This is a genomic window from Labilibaculum sp. (assembly GCF_963664555.1).
Taxonomy (GTDB): Bacteria; Bacteroidota; Bacteroidia; order Bacteroidales; family Marinifilaceae; genus Labilibaculum.
Window position 1 is genome coordinate 2,867,653 of the sequence record NZ_OY761461.1, and the last position, 18,238, is coordinate 2,885,890.

The following is an 18,238-nucleotide window of genomic DNA, read 5'->3' on the forward strand; positions in this document are numbered from 1 at the left end:
GAAAAAATACGAGAACATTTATTTTCAGAACAATTAAAGTTTAAGTTCCGAATGAATGAAAAAGATTTCACTAGAGATAGAGTTTTAACCTTCTCAATCACATTACTTTTCATGATGAATTTTTTACGAAAAAGCCTTGCCCTAGAGATTTTTAACTTTGTTAAGAATATCAAAGTTAAATCATTTTCAAAAAGTGCATTCGTACAGTGTCGAAAGAAAATTAATCCTCTCGTATTTAAAGAACTATCACAGGTTCTAACCCATGAATTTTATACCGATAACGATGAATCAGTAAAACTTTGGAAAGGCTTTCGATTGTTAGCTGTTGATGGATCAAGAATTACATTACCCGACACTAAAGAGCTCAGAGGAATATATGGAGCAACAAAAAATCAATCAACAACAAGTGTTGTTCAAGGCCGTCTATCTGTTCTTTATGATGTACTAAACAATTATTGGATATTCCGGATCATGTTGACCCCCTGAAATCCGGATCGGGAAACAAGGTTTTTCCTGCGTAGGGAGAAGTCAAAAAGAGTGACAATCCGGCGGATACTGACCCCTTAGCTGAAAAGCGATCAACAAAAATCCGGATCATGTTGACCCCTCTTTTCAAAATAACACAGGTTTTGGTTCTTTAGTGGCAGAAAGTAGATGACCACTAAAACGAATGCAGATGGCTGGAAAACCAAAACCTATGAGTCAGATCAAACAATTACTGCGCTTGCATCAGCAAGGAAGCCCAAAGAAAACCATAGCCAGGGATCTGGGTGTAAGCAAGAATACCGTGAAGGCGTACCTGGATAAACTATCCCGATTGAAAACGGATGTTGACAGCCTGTTGTTGCTGGATGATCCCGTATTGGAAGCCAGGTTTCATCCCGGTAATCCAGCCTATAAGGACGAACGCTTTGAGCATTTTAAGGGAAAACTGAATTACTTTACCCGTGAACTGAAACGTACCGGAGTTACCAGAAAGCTATTGTGGGAAGAGTACCGTATGGATTATGCACAAGGCTACAGCCATACTCAGTTCTGCCATCACCTGTCACAACATTTGATTGCTTCCAAACCATCAATGGTACTGCAGCACCAGGCGGGCGAGAAGCTTTTTATCGACTTTGCCGGAAAGAAACTGAACTACGTGGATGTGCAGACCGGAGAGGTGATCCACTGTCAGGTCTTTGTGGCCTGCTTGCCTTATTCAGACTATAGTTTTGCCATGGCTGTAAAGAGTCAAAGTGTTGGTGATTTTTTATACGCTCTGGGATGTAGTCTGGAATACTTTGGAGGAGTCCCTCAGGTACTGGTACCGGATAACCTGAAGGCGGCCATCGTAAAAGCCAGCAGGTATGAACCCGATGTTAACCGGGCAATGGAGGATTTTGCCAACCATTACGGCACCACTGTGATTCCTACACGGGCACGCAAACCAAAGGACAAGGCACTTGTTGAGAACCAGGTTCGGCTGATCTACACAAGGATTTATGCAAAAATACGGAACCTGCAGTTTTTTAGTCTGAAAGACCTGAATCAGGCCATCGGCCAGAAGAACCGCGAACACAACCAGACCCGTATGCAGCAGAAGCCTTACTGCCGTGAAGAGCGTTTTCTCGCCGATGAGAAGCATCTGCTCAGCAGCTTACCGGAACAGCCTTTCGAGCTAAAATACTACCGGACACTTAAGGCAGCCAAGAATAATCACGTCTACCTGAGTGAAGACAAACACTACTATAGTGTGCCATTCGCCTACATTGGAGTGAAGGTAAAGGTCATTTACACCCGCTCCATGGTTTACATTTATGCCAAAGGCAAACAGGTCGCTGTGCACATACGAAGCTACGGTAAGGGAACCTACAGTACCGACCGGGAACACTTGTGTTCCGCCCACAACCATTACCTGGACCGAAGTCCCGGGTACTATCTTCGAAAAGCTCAGACAGGCTGTCCTGAACTCCATGAGTTAATCAGTATGGTCTTTAAGCAGAATAAGCATCCCGAACAGCTGTACCGGACCTGTGACGGACTCTTGAACCTGCATAGAAAAACCAATCCGGAAAACTTCAGGAAAGCCTGTAAGGTGGCCTTGAAATACGAGATCTGTTCGTACAGATTCCTGCTTAATGTGATCAATAACAAAACCTCAGACATGATAGATCAGATAAATAAACCGGCTTTACCCGAGCACCGGAATATCCGCGGAAAAACCTATTACTCACAATCCACACTTAAATTGAATAGCTATGATGCAAATTGAAACCCAATTTAAACAATTACGACTGCATGGAATGAATCGAACCTGGATGGCTCTGCAGGAAACCAGAAGGCACCACGAACTCTCCCTGAGTGAAGGACTTGAAATACTACTTCAGGCCGAACAGCAGGAAAGAGAGCAAAAGCGCTTCGAGCGACTGGAAAAGAATGCCCGTTTTCGTTATCAGGCATCTATCGAAGAACTTAAGATGGAGGCTGCCAGAGGAGTAGATAAAACTCTGATTACAAGCTTGGCGACAGGCGATTACCTGTCGCGTGGTGAATCCGTACTAATCACAGGATCGACTGGTTGCGGAAAAAGCTTTTTAGCTTCGGCACTTGGTCATCAGGCGTGTGTGCAGGGCTTTAAAGTTGCCTACTACAACACGCAAAAGCTGTTGCAGAAAACCAAAGTAGCCCGCATCGAAGGAACCATTTACAAGTTCTTTGAAAAGGTGGCCAAAATGGATCTGCTAATACTCGATGATTTTGGGCTCTCTCATTTGGAACAACAGCAACAGTTGGATCTGATGGAGATGATCGAAGACAGGCATGGAAAAGCCTCCACTATTATCGCCAGTCAATTGCCCGTGGCCAGCTGGTTCGACATCATTGGAGAGGAAACCATAGCCGATGCAATTCTGGACCGTCTGGTACACACCTCATACCGAATCGAATTAAAAGGAGAAAGTTTAAGAAAAAAACGGTAATATTGTCAGACCATCAAGTTCATTGAACCTCAATTCTGTGAGGGGTCAGTATCACCCGGACAAGGGGTCAGCATCACCGGAATATGCAATTATGTGATTGATGGAAAAATAGCTCCTTTAGCAACAGGAGAAAAGTCATTGGCAATAGAGCATTTAGCGCATGCAACAAGTAAAGATCTGGTAATTTACGATCGTGGATATCCTTCTTTTGACTTGATTTATGAGCATTTACAAGTAAAGATAGATTGTTTAATCCGGGTGAAAGTTAGTTTTAGTGGCGCTACCAAAGATTTCCTTGAAAGTGGTAAATATTCTAAGGTAATTGACATGAAACCAGGCAAGAATGTGTCGCTGAAAAATAAGAATTATTCAAAAATGACTCCATAAAAGTTAGACTAATTAGGGTAGATCTCCCTGATGGAACAACAGAAATACTAATAACTACTTTATTGAGCAGTAAAACCTACCCTACAGGAATCTTTAAGGATTTATACTTAAAGCGTTGGGGAGTTGAAATCTACTACGATGAATTGAAAAACAAAATAAAAGTGGAACTCTTTTCGGGTTATTCGGATCAATGTATCCAACAGGATTTTTATGCAGCATTATTTATTTCAAATACTCAAACTCTTATGGTAGCTGAATTAAATGAAGAACTGCAAGAAAACCAGACGACTCAGTATAAATATAAAGTAAATACCAATTTATCTTATGGATTTTTGAAAGATCGTATTGTAGAGTTACTACTTTCAAATAAGGATATTGATCTAGTTTTTTCTGAGTTGAAAGATATTTTTCGAAATCATTTGATTCCAATAAGACCGAATAGAAAGTTTGAAAGACACAAAGATAAATACAGAAATAGAGCAGTTCCCAAGGTGACTAAAAATCAAAGAAATGCATTGTGAAAAAGGCTTAACTTAATGACATTGCCCGCACGATTGTATCGTGTGGTTTGTATAAAGGTTAGTATTTACTGTTTAGGTCAGCGTACTAGAATGGATTTAGAGTGAATAAGGAATTTTGAATGAAGTGATTGTGGTGATGTTGTAAGCACAGAGTAAAATCGTGCGGCAACAAAGGAAAAGCCTCTTGTCCGGCAAGAATAGCTTGAGGGGAATAAATAAAAATAATATGATCGCTGCCAATATCGTTAATTACGATACATATGGTAAGTGAATAATATTTTTAAAATACAAAACAAATGAAATCAATATTATTGGGATTTATTCTTAGTCTTACCACATTACAACTATTGGGTCAAACAGAATATACAGAGGTTCTGGATGTTAACAGCAAAGCGAAAACATCCGAAGAATATTTTATTCAGGGAGATCAAAACAAAATAAAAGATGGAAGATATCTCTTCAAATACAAAGGCAAAGTTCAAATAAGAGGCCAATATCATAATAACAATAAAATTGGCAAATGGATCTACACACCAAGTCCAAAACTAATCATTACAGGCAATTATAAAAACAATAAGAAAGATGGAGAGTGGATCTATTCTCAAAATAAAACAATAATATCAGTTCTTAAATATTTCAATGGTTTGTTGGATGGAAAACAAATTGGATACTATGAAGATGGGACAATCGCTTCCGAATTGAACTACCACATGGGAAAAAAGAATGGTGTTGAAATGTGCTATTTTCAAAATGGAGAACTGAAAGAAATAATTCATTATGAGGATGGACTGATTCATGGAGAGAATGTTAGGTATTCTGAGGAAGGCGAAATTATTTCTAAGCTGAACTATTATAAAGACACTCCTATTTCTTTGGACATGGAAAGTGATGCTTCTAATTATTCAGGTCAATTAAAAGATGGAAACGGCGTTTTAAGATCGATTAAATCCAACACAGATAAAAAACAAATTCTTCTTGTTCGTAATGTTAAAGACTCACTTTTACACGGTCAGTTTATTGGATATAATTACAGCGGGACTAGAATTTTTGAAGGGCAGTATCAGAATGGGAATATGATTGGGAAATGGAATTTTTATAATTCAGCCGGAGTATTAGATCATTCAAAACAATATGAATTAAGTCAAAAATTAAAAATAGATTCTACAGAAGATTTAACATTGAACCATAACGAAAGATTTCTAATTATAGAGGATATGCCAAAATTTGAAGGCAATGATCAAAAACTTTTTCAAAATTTTATTTCCAGAGTCGTAAGATATCCTGATCCTTGCATTAGCAATGGAATAAAAGGTAAAGTATATGTAAGCTTCATTATTAATACCGAAGGTGAAATCGCAGATGTTAAAATAGATCAATCAGTTCATCCCCTGCTGGATCAAGAATCGTTAAACGTGATTAAATCATCTCCCCTTTGGGCTCCTGGATTTAGATCAAAAATTCCTGTAACAACAAGTTTTACAGTTCCAATTAATTTTGATTTCATGTAATTGTGATTAGTGATGTAATGGCTAATAAAATTAAACCGTAATACCGGTAAGAATTCTAATAAAATACAAAACAATAAGCACACACAGATTAATGATGGTTGCAACAGAAAATACACTAAAGAGTTTAAAAAGAATCAATTGGTTTTTTATTGGTTTAGGAATGCTTGAGATTTTTTTACTCGTATTTCTGACCCACAACTTCCTGTTCCTGCTTTATGGGCTGATCACCTTAATGCCGGCCTACATCGCTCTTAGCCCAAAACACATAAAGTAGAACTATTTTGTAGGCATTTGGACCTTAATTCAGTTCAATCCTTTAACGGGTTTGGCTATGATCGGCTTTATTCTCGGTGACTTTTTTAAACCGGGAGCTGACCGAGCCGGAGACCTATTCGATACAATTCTTGCAATTGTATGCATCCTTATTTTTGCTGCAATTGTTATCGCCTCATTTATTCTAGGAATATTAATTATAAGAAAGACTTCTAAATACAACAAACAGATTAAAGCTTTTGCCTACTAAAAAAACAAATAATAAACATATGCAGGCCAGAATTGAAAACATACAGGAGAAAAAATTCGACGTGAATTGCAAGCCTAACTATTTATTTGAATGGTACAATTAGAGAAGATTACAGGGCTAACGCCCCTATTGGATTGGTGCGACTATCGGCTACGAAGATATTAGGGCTACGCCCCTGTTTTATCTCTGACATGCAAATCATACGAAGATATTGGAGCTAAGGCTCCTAAAAAAAATGATGCGGAAACTGTCTGTTGCGAAGATATCAGGGCTGCGCCCCTGTTTTTATCTCTGGCATGAAAATCCTGCGTAGATGTTGGAGCTAAGGCTCCTAAAAAAAATGGTGCGGAAACTGTCTGTTGCGAAGATATCAGGGCTACGCCCCTGTTTTTATCTCCGACATGCAAATTCTACGAAGATGCTGGAGCTAAGGCTCCTAAAAAATGGGTGCGGAAACTATCTATTACGATGACATCAGAGCTACACCCCTGTTTTTATCTCTCACATACAAATACTACGAAGATGCTGGAGCTAAGGCTCCTAAAAAAATGGGCGCGGAAACTATCTATTACGATGACATCAGGGCTACGCCCCTGTTTTTATCTCCGACATGCAAATACTACGAAGATATTGGAGCTAAGGCTCCTAAAAAAAGGAGCGTTGCAGCAATGGATGCTGAGCTTTTCTGCTCTTATCAATTAATGCTTTGTATTTTTTATCTATTGCAGTTTGGCTTTAGCCAACTGTAACTAAAATATACCCATTGTTTTGCTTTAGCATCATTTCACTCCTTCTGCAATTGCTATTTTCTGTTGGCAGTTGCCTGAAAACAAGCACCATGGAGATTTTCTTACAGGAACATGCACTAATGATTCCCTGATTTAAAATGATAAATCATTCATGTATCTTTGATGTGCTGACTTATAATATTGCCTTAATGATATCTCTCTACTCTGTTGTAACTGCATTGAATTCCTTCCCGAAACAATAAATTTTTGCTCTTTTATTTTCCACATACATCCTGATTTTACTGTCTTACATCGAAAAAATTAAGCCAATATGCTCCCATCATTTTATATTTGTTTCTTTAGCATCAAATATCTATTCAACTAACATTAATAAAGCATAATGAAAATGAATTTTAAACAAGTAGGGAAAGGATTCCTTATAGCCGCTTTTGCCACTGCACTGTGTTTGCAGGCCAACGCACAGGTGAATTACAAAAGCAGAGAAGAAATACCGGAAAAGTACAAATGGAATTTCTCTGATATCTATGAAAACTGGGAGGCCTGGGAAGCTGATTTTAAGGCAATTTCGGTTGACATGGAGGAAATTCTATCCTGCAAAGGAACGCTTGGCGAAAGTTCTGAGAACCTGCTAAAGTTAATGACTGCGCAAGAGAACCTGATGAAAAAAGCTTACAAAGTTTATCAGTTTGTTTCGTTCCAAAGCACTGTTGATACACGAAATATGGAATTGCAGGCAAAACTGCAGAAAGTGGGACTTTTGTTTGCCGGTTTCGGACCGGTAACTGCATGGATTTCGCCGGAAATGATTGCAATTCCGGAAGCCACCATGAAACAATGGCTTGCTGAAAACAAAGGTTTAAAAGTTTACGAATTCGAATTAATGGATATGTACCGTTTGCAAAAGCATGTTCTGAATGAGGAATTGGGAAAAATGGTCTCCTATTACTCTCAGGTATCGGGAACTGCCGGATCGGTATTTTCAGCTTTATCAACCACCGATATCGAGTTTCAGGAAGTGGAACTGTCGGATGGTTCGAAAGTGACGGTAACACCGGGAATGTACTCTCAAATTACTACCAACAACAAAAATCAGGCAGACCGTAGAAAGGCTTACGAAGCCCTTTACGATGTTTACTACAAGAATAAAAACACTTATGCGGCCATCTACAACGGAATCATTCAATCGGAATGGGCAAATGCCCGGGCCCGAAATTACGAATCGTGTCTGGATGCTTCCCTGGAAGGCAACAACATTCCGAAAGATGTGTATTTGAACCTGATTAAAACGGTAAAAGAAAATACGGCACCTGTTCAGAAATATTACAAACTTCGTAAAAAAGTATTGGGTCTGGAAAAATACTATGGTTTCGATGGTTCAATCAGCTTGGTTGATTTCGACAAGAAATACCCCTACGATGAAGCCGTTAAAATTGTAACTGAGTCAGTTTTGCCTTTGGGAAAAGAATATCAGGAAAAATTAAAAACAGCAACTGCCAGCGGCTGGCTGGATGTTTATGAGAATCCCGGCAAACGTTCCGGAGCATTTTCGTCAGGTGTTTACGGCGTGCATCCATACATGCTGTTGAATTACGACGAAACACTTGAGTATGTTTTCACCCTGGCTCATGAGTTGGGTCATACCATGCACACTACCCTGTCGAACGAAACACAGCCGTTCACCACTTCGAATTATACAATATTTGTGGCTGAAGTTGCATCTACTTTTAACGAACGCCTCTTACTGGATCATATGATGGAAACAACCAAGGATCCAAAGGAGCGCATTGCTCTGCTGACTCAGTCTATTGAAGGAATTATAGGTACCTTTTTTGCACAAACCATGTTTGCTGATTACGAATATCAGGTTCATACAATGGTTGAACAGGGACAGCCTGTTAACGCTGAAATCCTAACAAATACCTGGGGCGAAATTGCGGACCAGTATTATGGGGACGTTTCGGAGAAAACACAGTATTCAAACTATCCATGGACAAGAATTCCTCACTTTTACAACTCTCCTTACTACGTTTACCAATATGCGACTTGTTTTGCATCGTCGGCTAAATTGTACAAAGATGTTACCGAGGGAAGCAAAACTGAAAAACAGGAAGCCTTGAAAAGATACACTACCCTTCTGCAATCGGGAGGTAATGATTTTCCAATGGAGCAATTGAAAAAAGCAGGTGTTGATTTATCGCAGCCGGAAGCTATGCTGGCCGTAATCAATCAATTGGATAAACTGGTTGATCAATTGGCAATCGAAATTGAAAAGATGAAGAATTAAATCTATTCCGAAATATATAAACAAAGGCAGTTCCGCGCGGAGCTGCCTTTGTTTTTTGATGGGAATGCTTGTTTATGCCAGGATGTTTTCTTCCAATATTTTATACAATTTCCCATTCCTCAATACCACCTTCAATTAGCTTGAAAAGCGGATGGATTTCAACACTGGTTTCTTCCAGCAATTTAAAATATCTTTCTTTATCCCGCTGTTCCAGTTTCTTTAACAGATGTTTTATTTCAAATTCTATTTGTCCGCCTGTTACCGTCAAACTTGCCGGCTCCTCATACAAATCGAACTTCTCTTTGTTAAAATGATAACCCCGGCTGCACGATTCTTCGTACACAGCTTCCAAATACTGATTGATGCCATGAAGTGAATTGCCGGAATTTTTAAATCGTGTTAATTGCGGATGGTTTTTATAGCCTTTTGTTTTGCCCTCCAAAACATTTTTAGCCAGCAGTGTTTCTCTCCAGAGCGCAAGCAATCCTTTCGTATCCAAATATTTTGGGTGTATTGACCAGATTCTCATAATAGGAATGTTATTTGTTAAAATTAGGAAACTTCCTGTTTAATTGTATTTTCTACAGTCCAGACGGTTTCATTTTCAAAAGAATAAGCGCGGAATTTACAATCGGAAATGGAGCAATGCCTGCACAATTCTCTGGTACAGGCATCGGTATGAATAGTGAAATCAATTGGATAAGGATAATGCTCTGAAATCTTCTGCATTACAAAATCCCCTTCTTTATGAGCATCCGCAATATTCATGTACCAAGGCAGCGTCAGGTCACAATCAATATGATACCTGTCACCATATTTTAGCAATTTCAGATTGCTTACATCAATCCAGTTTTCATTCCTGTTTTCCCACAGAATTTTACTGATATCTTTCAACAAGTTAAAATCAGCCTCATCCATTAAATTCGATGTGGTCTCTTTTAAAATTTTATACCCGGTATAAATAATGATCGATCCAAACAGCATGGCAATGGCACTATCCAGCCATGCTTTTTGGGTCAGCAATAACAAAACCAAACCAACAACCAATCCTATGGTAGAATAAGTATCCGACTGCAAGTGCTTTCCGCCGGCAACCAAAGCAATTGACTGATGCTTTTCTCCGGTTTTAATGCTAAAATATCCCAATATGTAATTTAGTAAACCAGCCAGAGCGACAATCAAAATTCCAACATCCAACTGTTCTATTTCACGCGGATAGAATAAACGTTTAACCGCCTCAAAAATAATGACCAGACCAGCCAGCACAATCAATATCCCTTCAATTGAAGCCGATATTGATTCAATTTTACCATGACCAAACGGATGATCGATATCGCGTGGTTTTAGAGCAACACTTATGCTGTAAAGACTGATAAAACCAGTCATTACATTTACAGTACTTTCCAGGGCATCCGTTAAAATCCCAACAGAATTGGTTAGGAAATAGGCTCCCGTTTTTGCAGCAAAAATCAGCACCGAAAAAAGTACAATTCTCCGCTGAACAATTAATTTTATTATCTTATCATTTTCACGCATATCTAAATTTATTGAAAATATCGCAATAAATCCAAACGCAATGAAGCATGAATTGTTAAGAATCAGCTATGGTTCAATTGACCGCTTTTGACTTTATGCAGGCTGCAGGCATTTTTTCGCTGAAAAACAGCATCGTTTAGCTTATTTCAGAACTGTCAGGAGCGGTTCCCGATAATTTAATCTGATAAGGCCATTGCTCCTCCTTGCTGTCATCATCTGATGCTCCCCAGTTAAAAACAACCGGCCAATGTTCGGTGGGTGCTCCACTTACAACCAACCATAAATATTCGGTATTTTCAGGTACCGTAAAGCACGCAGAACCGTTCGCAGATTTAAAAACATCTCCGTAAACACGGCTGCCATCTTTCTGCGAAGCAAGAAATCCGTAACGCCATCCGGCCTTATCCGTTTTAACGGAACGATAACCTTCGGCACCGGCAATTCCTTTGAACTTTACTTCAACTACCGTTCCGGCCCCGGGAACTGTCAACTTGATGCCATTGTATCCGTAATTCTGAGGGCAGTTCGATGCAGCAATCCGATACCAGCCACCATCAACTTTAGTAAAAAGTGTATGGTGCTGATTTGCATATTGCCTTGCCACTTTCTGAATCCTTTTTAAATCCCAGGTAATGAATCTTCGTGAAGCATCAAACATCTCATCATTAAACTGATCCTGAGTCAATGAATTCATCCTCTTATAGGTTGCAACAGGATCTTCACCGTTTTTGGTTGCACGGCACAAGTCTCCAAAAAACTCTTTTCCATGCTTATCCGACCAATATTCCAATACGTATGGCGAATGATACATGTTTGCCGGATGTAAAAATGCATAATGAGTTCCTTTCAAGAAATCTACCAAATGATAATTTTCAAAAGTCATCCAATCGGGATACACCTGCCACAATAGATACTGTGCCGACATTTCCATAATTGGCCCGCCAGGGCCTGTTCCATTGTCGGCACTGGAAATGTACTGAAAACTATGTCCCATTTCGTGAGCCAATGCCCCATATGGCATGCGGTTGATTCTGGTTGCAGGCGTCCATAAAACACCCACTTTATCCTCTTCTCCGCCGCCAAATGCAGTTCCCTCTTTGCCTCCGAATACAAACATGAGTAACTTGTATTTATCAGACAATGATTTCCCTTTCTGCACCATCCTGAGATCATTTACATAGTAGTTGTAAAATCTTTCACATTCCATAAGGGCTTCATTCGCATTAAAACGCTTTGTTTCATCAGCATTAGTCATCGGATTATCGCCAAATTCCTTATCCCAGAAAAGGGCTATATTTGCTGATTGTACCATTCTTTTGTAACAATATTTACTGGTATCGCAGCTGAAGTCGTTACTATCCGGCACAAAATAAATTTTTGCAGGAAGGTATAATTCCTTTTCAACAGTAGTCTGGTTCGATTCCATATTGCTCTTGTTGGCACAGGATGCTGAGAATATGGCCAACAAAATGATTCCCGAAATCTTTATAAATTTTGAATGTATCATGCTTATTAATTAATTCGTTGTGCAATAGATCGTTAGATTTTAGATGTGAGATATGAAACTAAACATCAACACACCTGCTATTAGATTGTTATGTTGGAATGCTTATTCTATTCGAGCCGCAAAGCCACCTCCTTTAACCATTTTCACAGTCAGTTTCGACTGATTATTTACTGATTTTTCGATTCGTTGATAATCTTCGGCAAACCGGTTTGCATTCAAACCATCCTGCATAATAATTGCTTTTTTTTCGCCTGAAGAAAGAAATGATAAATCAAGGGTGAATTCTCTTTCGGTCTCATTATCATTCATTGCTCCAATAAACCATTGATCTCCTTTTCGACGGGCAATCACAAGATATTCTCCGACTTTTGCTTCCAAAACTTTTAGCTCATCCCATGTATTGGGTACACTGGCTAAAAAATCTGTTGATTCCTGTTCTCTTTCGTAATTGGAAGGACTGTCGGCAAGCATCTGAATTCCGCTTTCGTAGGCAATAAAAAGTGCCAGTTGATGGCAGCGTGTCCCCTGACTGCCCGGACGGTAAAAGTTGAATTTAAATTCTTTGGAGTTAAAATTACGCATCGCCCCCGGAGTAAAGTCCATCGGGCCGCATACCATTCTGGTAAACGGAAGTGTCAGCATGTGTTCGGGAGTTACGTTGGCTGACCATTTGCAATGTTCATTTCCCTGAACCCCTTCGTAAGAAACCACGTTGGGATAGACCCGGTGCAATCCATTGGGTTTAAAGGCTCCGTGAAAATCAACCAACAACTCATTTCGGGCAGCTTCTTTGGCCACTTTTTCGTAATAATTCACCATCCACTGATCGGCTCTGTCCATAAAATCAACCTTGATTCCGGCAATCCCCCACTCTTTGTATTTTTCCAACACAAAAAACTGATTTTCAACAGCTCTCCAGCTGGCCCATAAAATCAATTTTACATTTTTTTCCTTCCCGTAACGAATCAGCTCAAACAGATCTAATTTGGGATTTGGTTTTGAAATATCTGTAGTCGATACCGACCATCCTTCATCCAGAATAACATATTCCAAACCGTTTCGGCCTGCAAAATCAATAAAATACTTGTAGGTATCCGTGTTTAAACCAGCTTCAAAATCAACGCCATACAAATTGGAAGCATTCCACCAATCCCAGGCTACTCTTCCGGGTTTGATCCAATCGGTATTTTCGAGCTTATTCTCCGGAGCCAGCAAATAAACCAAATTTGATTCCATAAGCTGTGCATCTTTTTCTGAGATCACCATCAAACGCCAGGGAAAAGTCCTCTTGCCTGTTGTTCTGGCAATATAATCAGCACCTTTCACTATTTCGCTTCGGCGATCACCAACAAGCGTTGTTTCCAAAGGATATGGAGGGAAAACCGCACTTAGGGTATTTGTTCCTGTTTTTTTTAAGAACATATGAGGATAGTCTGAAACATCAGCTTCCGTCATCAACATTTTATATCCCTTTGAATGTTCAACCAAGAGCGGTAAAAAAGTATTTTTCGAAGCTGAGAAATCATTTAGTTTCACCTTTTGATAATCCGGCTCATAACTGCTGGCATATCCATCCAATGGAGATGCCCACATTTTATAGTTTCCGGCAAATTCAATGTCTGCTGTCTCAATTACTTCAACATTTCCTTTGCGGTTTGTAACAAATCGGTAAGCCACTCCATCATCAAAAGCACGAAATTCAAGGCTTAAATTGTTTTTAAAATCCAGGCTTAATTGATTGTAATTATTTCTGATACTACTTTCTTTTAAAGCAACCACAGGGGTTTCCAGCTTATCCTGATTAGTGTATGATGTTTTCTTAAGCTTTGCATTTTTACATAAATCTATATCATTAAAAGATAAACCGATATCTGATCGTTCAACAAATATCTGATCGTTCAACGAAACAGAATAATGAATGCCATTGGAAACATCAACATTTACAATTATTTTTCCATTGGGGGACTTTAGTTTGTGTTGTGCACTAAGAAAGGTGTAGCTTCCAAGAAATAAACACAATACAATAATTAGTTTTTTCATCTGTTTATAATTTAAAGTTTTTGTCAGATGGAACTCTCAAATTACACTCATGCACATGTGTGTAATAATTTTTGCATGGTCGTTTCATCTGTTTGGATTAGTATACCCAAAGTTGCATATTTAACACATAATAACACCAATACATATGTAAAAAAAAGATGCACGTATGTGCATCTTCTGTTTCATTGAATGTTGTAGTAAATTACGATTAGCCACCAACAGTGGCACTTATGCCTTTTTCGGCGAAAATGGATTGAGCTAATTGTACCATTTCATCTGAGGGAGTTGCCAATTCCTCAGCTTTGTATGCCGAACCCAGTTTTTGATGTTTTCCCTTTGCTATATCATGATAAAGCAACAGGTTCACTTCTTTTCGTTCCCATGGGATTGACGATAGAAACGCCGCTTCATTTCTCAGAGTTTGTTCGTCAGCGTTCACCCCATCGATAAAGGGGATGCGAATGATAAAATCTTTACCTGTTTCTGCCAACCGCTTTATATTTTTAAGAATTTGCTCATTGGGAACTCCCGTATATTTTTGGTGCACTTCAGAATCCCAGGCTTTCAAATCAACCAAAAATAATTCAGTTCGTTTGGCCACATCAAGAACAACATCCGTATTCGCAAATAATGTAGTATCCACTACCCGATGAATGTCCTTTTTACCACATTGATCGAGAAGTTCAATCAGTTTTTGAAAATGCATCAAGGGTTCTCCGCCTGAAAAAGTCACTCCACCTTGGGAATGATCAAAGAAAATGGTCTCCCTTTCAATAATTTTCATCAAATCAGCCGTACTGTATTCACGCCCCGACATTTCAATGGCCTTTGTTGGACAAACCTCAGCACACTTTCCACAAAGATTACACAATTCAACATCTGTTTCAATCCCATTTCTGGTTAAAGTCAGCGCATTATTCGGACAAACCTCTGTACATTTTACAGCTCCGATACATTTCGAAGCTGTGTACATTTTCTGCGCGTAATCCAAAATACTTTCCGGATTATGACACCAAACGCAGGACAAAGGGCAGCCTTTAAAGAAAATAGTTACCCGAATGCCGGGCCCATCATTAATAGCGTATCTTTTAATATCGAAAATCAGTCCTTTTCCCATTTAAAAAGATTTAAAACGATTCATTTTCAGTACGATCAATCACTTCCTGCTGTAAATCGGCATTCATATCGTTAAAATAATCGCTGTAACCGGCCATACGTACCAACAAGTCTTTGTAATCTTCCGGACAAGCCTGAGCCGCCAGCAAAGTTGCTGAATCAACAATATTAAATTGAATGTGATGACCACCCAATGAAAAGTAGCTCCGGATCAGCTTGCTCAGCTTATTAATGTCTTCATCCCTTTTCAGTAAACTTGGAAGAAAACGCTGATTCAATAAAGTTCCACCCGATTTGGTCTGATCAATTTTTGTCAGGGAACGAATCACTGCTGAAGGACCGTTTACATCGCTGCCATGCGAAGGAGAAGTTCCATCGGAAATGGATTTCCCGGCCAAACGTCCGTTAGGAGTAGCTCCCATTACTTTGCCAAAATACACATGACAGGTCGTCGAAAGCATGTTCAGATGATAAGTTTCTCCTTTAGTATTGGGTTTCCCATCAATGGCTTCCAGTAAATCGTTGTAAACACGCACTGCAATGCTATCGGCGTATTCATCGTCATTTCCAAAAAAAGGTGTTTTATTGAGTATTGTCTGACGAAGAATTTCTTCCCCTTCGAAATTTTTAGCCACAGCCTCTATGATTGCATCCATTGTAAAATTTTTCGACTCAAACACGTGTTTTTTCAGTGTTGCCAAACTATCGGTAATGGTTCCCAAACCTGTACATTGAATATAGTTTGTGTTGTATCGTGGTCCGGCATTGTAATAATCGCGGCCTCTGGCAATGCAATCGTCGGTTAATACCGATAAAAGTGGTGCCGGTGCATATTTGGCAAACATCCGGTCGATATAATTACTTACCCTGACCTTCTGATCCACCACAAAATTCAGCTGTTTCAGAAATGCTTCGTACAATTCTTCAAAGTTTTTAAAATTGCGGGGATCGCCGGTTTGAATTCCAGCCATTTTACCGGTTACGGGATTAATACCATTATTTAAGCTTACCTCTAAAATCTTTGGAACATTCAGATAACCGGTTAAAACATAGGCTTCTTTCCCAAAAGCTCCGACTTCGATACAACCGCTGCAACCGCCTTCGCGCGCATCTTCCAATGACTTTCCCTGACGAAGCAATTCCATGATGTACACATCGGGATTGAAAACGGAAGGATAACCGTGTCCCTGACGAATCACCTTACAACCCTCTTTTAAAAAACGATCAGGAGTACGTGTACTAACATGAATGGAACTTCCCGGCTGCAGAATATGCAGGTCTTCAATAATCTCCAGCATCAGATAAGAAACCCCGCTAACACCATCGGAACCGTCTCTGCGGACTCCTCCAATATTGATGTTCGTAAAATCGTTATAGGTGCCGCTTTCGCGTGCTGTAATTCCCACTTTGGGCGGTGCAGGATGATTGTTTACTTTAATCCAGAAACAACTCAATAATTCCTTTGCCTCCTCACGGGATAAGTCTCCGGCTTCCGTTTCCCTGTTGTAGAAAGGTTCCAGATGCTGATCAAAATGCCCGGGATTCATGGCATCCCATCCATTCAGCTCGGTGATGGTTCCAAGATGCATGAACCAATACATTTGTATGGCTTCGTGAAAATTCCGGGGTGCATGAGCCGGTACCCACCGACAGACTGCCGCAATATTGTTCAGCTCGGCAAGTCTTTTGGCATCTTTTTCTGTTTTTGCCTGTTCTTCGGCTAAATCGGCATGGCGTTCTGCAAACAGAATCGCAGCATCACAGGAAACGGCCATGGCTTTCAGTTCTTCCAGCTTGTCAGTGGCCTCCTCATCATTCATAAAATCCAACCGCTCGATGTGGGCCTGAATGTCTTTTTTAAAATCAAGCAATCCTTTTTGGTAAATCTTGCCATCTAAAGTGGTGTGGCCAGGAGCACGCTGTTCCATAAATTCGGTAAACAAACCTGCTTCGTAAGCCGCACTCCACTCTTGGGGTACGTAGTTAAAAATGCGTTCGCGCATGGTGCGGCCTTCCCAGTATGGAATTACCTCACGAGCATAAGTGTCAATATCTTCCTTCGATATGGTATAGCGCTGCAAGTCACGGGTATTCAATACATTTAAATCGTCAACACTATGGCAGGTCAACTCAGGAAAAGTAGGTACACATTTTGGAGATGGGCCACGTTCTCCTACGATCAATTCCCCTTCACCCAAATAAATTGTTTTCTTTTTACAAATTTCCATGAAGGTCAATGCCCGCATCATGGGAATGGAATACTTCCCATTGTTTTCTTTGTAAAAAGCGGTTTCGATCAAAGCTCTTTCGATATCAAGCGATGGCTCTGTATCAACACTTATTTTGCGTAAATTTTGAATGCGTTCGCTCATGCCTGCATGAGAATCAGAAGAATGAGCATTGCTAAAATTGCTTTCTGAACGAGGCGCACGCTCAGGAGTTTTATGTAGATTATTTGAATTCATTTGTTATTAATTTTTGGGTTCAAAAACTAAAGTTGGGTATCTAATGCATCTTTATCCGCGAACCAATCCGCAAATAAAAAAGTGTAAATGTAGTGTGTGAGGAATCTGCCTGTTCCGGATATGGAAACAAGTGATATCGATTAAATTGTCCGATCGTAGTACATCAGGCAATTGAATAGACGACGATATGAATGTGTTAAAGCTTGCAGAATAATCATTTGGTCTATTTTCTAAAACCAAAAGTAGGAATTTTTTAGAGTAAAAGATTCACTTTCCCCTTAATTTTTAATGCTTAACAAGTATTATTCAACATATACCGCAAGACATCAGCTGCTGAAAGTTTTAACCCGACTGCTCCCGATTCTAAAGTAAGCAATCACTGTCTGTTTGATTAGGGGCTTTCACAAAATTGCTCTTCCTTTCTGGGAGCAAAAAAACATCAGGAAACAAACTGTTAAGAATGAGGAACAATATCATGCCTGCTTTATCTTTTCACCCCTAAATTTCCCAAAAAGAACTTTGCAGCAGCATGCATAAAAATAGCCCCGCCAAACGGCGGATTGGGAGAGATTCAAGAATAAATCACTCCTATTGCTTTTTGCAGATTCAGAAAAGCAGAACGATCCATTTGTCGCCTGA

Annotated in this window: 14 protein-coding genes; 8 read left to right on the forward strand and 6 right to left on the reverse strand. The window is 39.6% G+C overall.

Features of this window, described 5'->3' with window-relative positions:
• Nucleotides 1-51: 51 nt before the first annotated feature.
• The 8 genes from ACKU4N_RS11455 to pepF all read left to right on the forward strand — a co-directional run bounded on the left by ACKU4N_RS11455 (nucleotide 52) and on the right by pepF (nucleotide 8,935).
• On the forward strand, nucleotides 52-486 hold the full coding sequence (locus tag ACKU4N_RS11455; protein WP_321316457.1) for a hypothetical protein: 435 nt from the start codon (nucleotides 52-54) through the stop codon (nucleotides 484-486).
• Nucleotides 487-676: 190 nt separating this feature from the next.
• Nucleotides 677-2,257 carry an IS21 family transposase gene (gene istA, locus ACKU4N_RS11460; RefSeq protein ID WP_321316458.1) on the forward strand — a complete coding sequence of 527 codons (1,581 nt, stop codon included), beginning with the start codon at nucleotides 677-679 and terminating at the stop codon, nucleotides 2,255-2,257.
• A complete protein-coding gene (gene istB / locus ACKU4N_RS11465; protein ID WP_321316459.1) occupies nucleotides 2,244-2,963 on the forward strand; it encodes an IS21-like element helper ATPase IstB in 720 nt (239 codons plus the stop codon). The genes istA and istB overlap by 14 nt, the downstream gene beginning before the upstream one ends.
• A 93-nt stretch (nucleotides 2,964-3,056) precedes the next feature.
• Nucleotides 3,057-3,350 carry a hypothetical protein gene (locus tag ACKU4N_RS11470; RefSeq protein WP_321316460.1) on the forward strand — a complete coding sequence of 98 codons (294 nt, stop codon included), beginning with the start codon at nucleotides 3,057-3,059 and terminating at the stop codon, nucleotides 3,348-3,350.
• Between the two features lie 62 nt (nucleotides 3,351-3,412).
• Nucleotides 3,413-3,871, forward strand: a complete 459-nt coding sequence (locus ACKU4N_RS11475; protein WP_321316461.1) for a hypothetical protein — start codon at nucleotides 3,413-3,415, stop codon at nucleotides 3,869-3,871.
• A 296-nt stretch (nucleotides 3,872-4,167) separates the two neighbouring features.
• Entirely contained in the window at nucleotides 4,168-5,379 is a 1,212-nt protein-coding gene (locus ACKU4N_RS11480; RefSeq protein ID WP_321316462.1) for a TonB family protein, read from the forward strand.
• Between the two features lie 966 nt (nucleotides 5,380-6,345).
• Nucleotides 6,346-6,651, forward strand: a complete 306-nt coding sequence (locus tag ACKU4N_RS11485) for a hypothetical protein (protein ID WP_321316463.1) — start codon at nucleotides 6,346-6,348, stop codon at nucleotides 6,649-6,651.
• A 385-nt stretch (nucleotides 6,652-7,036) separates the two neighbouring features.
• Nucleotides 7,037-8,935 carry an oligoendopeptidase F gene (gene pepF / locus ACKU4N_RS11490; RefSeq protein ID WP_321316464.1) on the forward strand — a complete coding sequence of 633 codons (1,899 nt, stop codon included), beginning with the start codon at nucleotides 7,037-7,039 and terminating at the stop codon, nucleotides 8,933-8,935.
• 100 nt (nucleotides 8,936-9,035) lie between these two features.
• On the opposite strand, the gene ACKU4N_RS11495 is transcribed toward pepF, so the two are convergent.
• The 6 genes from ACKU4N_RS11495 to hypD all read right to left on the reverse strand — a co-directional run bounded on the left by ACKU4N_RS11495 (nucleotide 9,036) and on the right by hypD (nucleotide 17,599).
• On the reverse strand, nucleotides 9,036-9,464 hold the full coding sequence (locus ACKU4N_RS11495; RefSeq protein WP_321316465.1) for a pyrimidine dimer DNA glycosylase/endonuclease V: 429 nt from the start codon (nucleotides 9,462-9,464) through the stop codon (nucleotides 9,036-9,038).
• Between the two features lie 23 nt (nucleotides 9,465-9,487).
• Nucleotides 9,488-10,471: a cation diffusion facilitator family transporter gene (locus tag ACKU4N_RS11500; RefSeq protein WP_321316466.1), complete on the reverse strand. Its 984-nt coding sequence runs from the start codon at nucleotides 10,469-10,471 to the stop codon at nucleotides 9,488-9,490.
• Between the two features lie 136 nt (nucleotides 10,472-10,607).
• Complete coding sequence (locus tag ACKU4N_RS11505) at nucleotides 10,608-11,978, reverse strand: DUF6055 domain-containing protein (RefSeq protein WP_321316467.1); 1,371 nt, start codon at nucleotides 11,976-11,978, stop codon at nucleotides 10,608-10,610.
• Between the two features lie 102 nt (nucleotides 11,979-12,080).
• Nucleotides 12,081-14,018 (reverse strand): glycoside hydrolase family 97 protein, encoded by a 1,938-nt coding sequence (locus ACKU4N_RS11510; protein ID WP_321316468.1) that lies wholly within the window; start codon nucleotides 14,016-14,018, stop codon nucleotides 12,081-12,083.
• Nucleotides 14,019-14,226: 208 nt separating this feature from the next.
• Nucleotides 14,227-15,135 carry a glycyl-radical enzyme activating protein gene (locus ACKU4N_RS11515; RefSeq protein WP_321316469.1) on the reverse strand — a complete coding sequence of 303 codons (909 nt, stop codon included), beginning with the start codon at nucleotides 15,133-15,135 and terminating at the stop codon, nucleotides 14,227-14,229.
• A gap of 10 nt (nucleotides 15,136-15,145) precedes the next feature.
• On the reverse strand, nucleotides 15,146-17,599 hold the full coding sequence (gene hypD / locus ACKU4N_RS11520) for a trans-4-hydroxy-L-proline dehydratase (protein WP_321316470.1): 2,454 nt from the start codon (nucleotides 17,597-17,599) through the stop codon (nucleotides 15,146-15,148).
• Nucleotides 17,600-18,238: the final 639 nt, after the last annotated feature.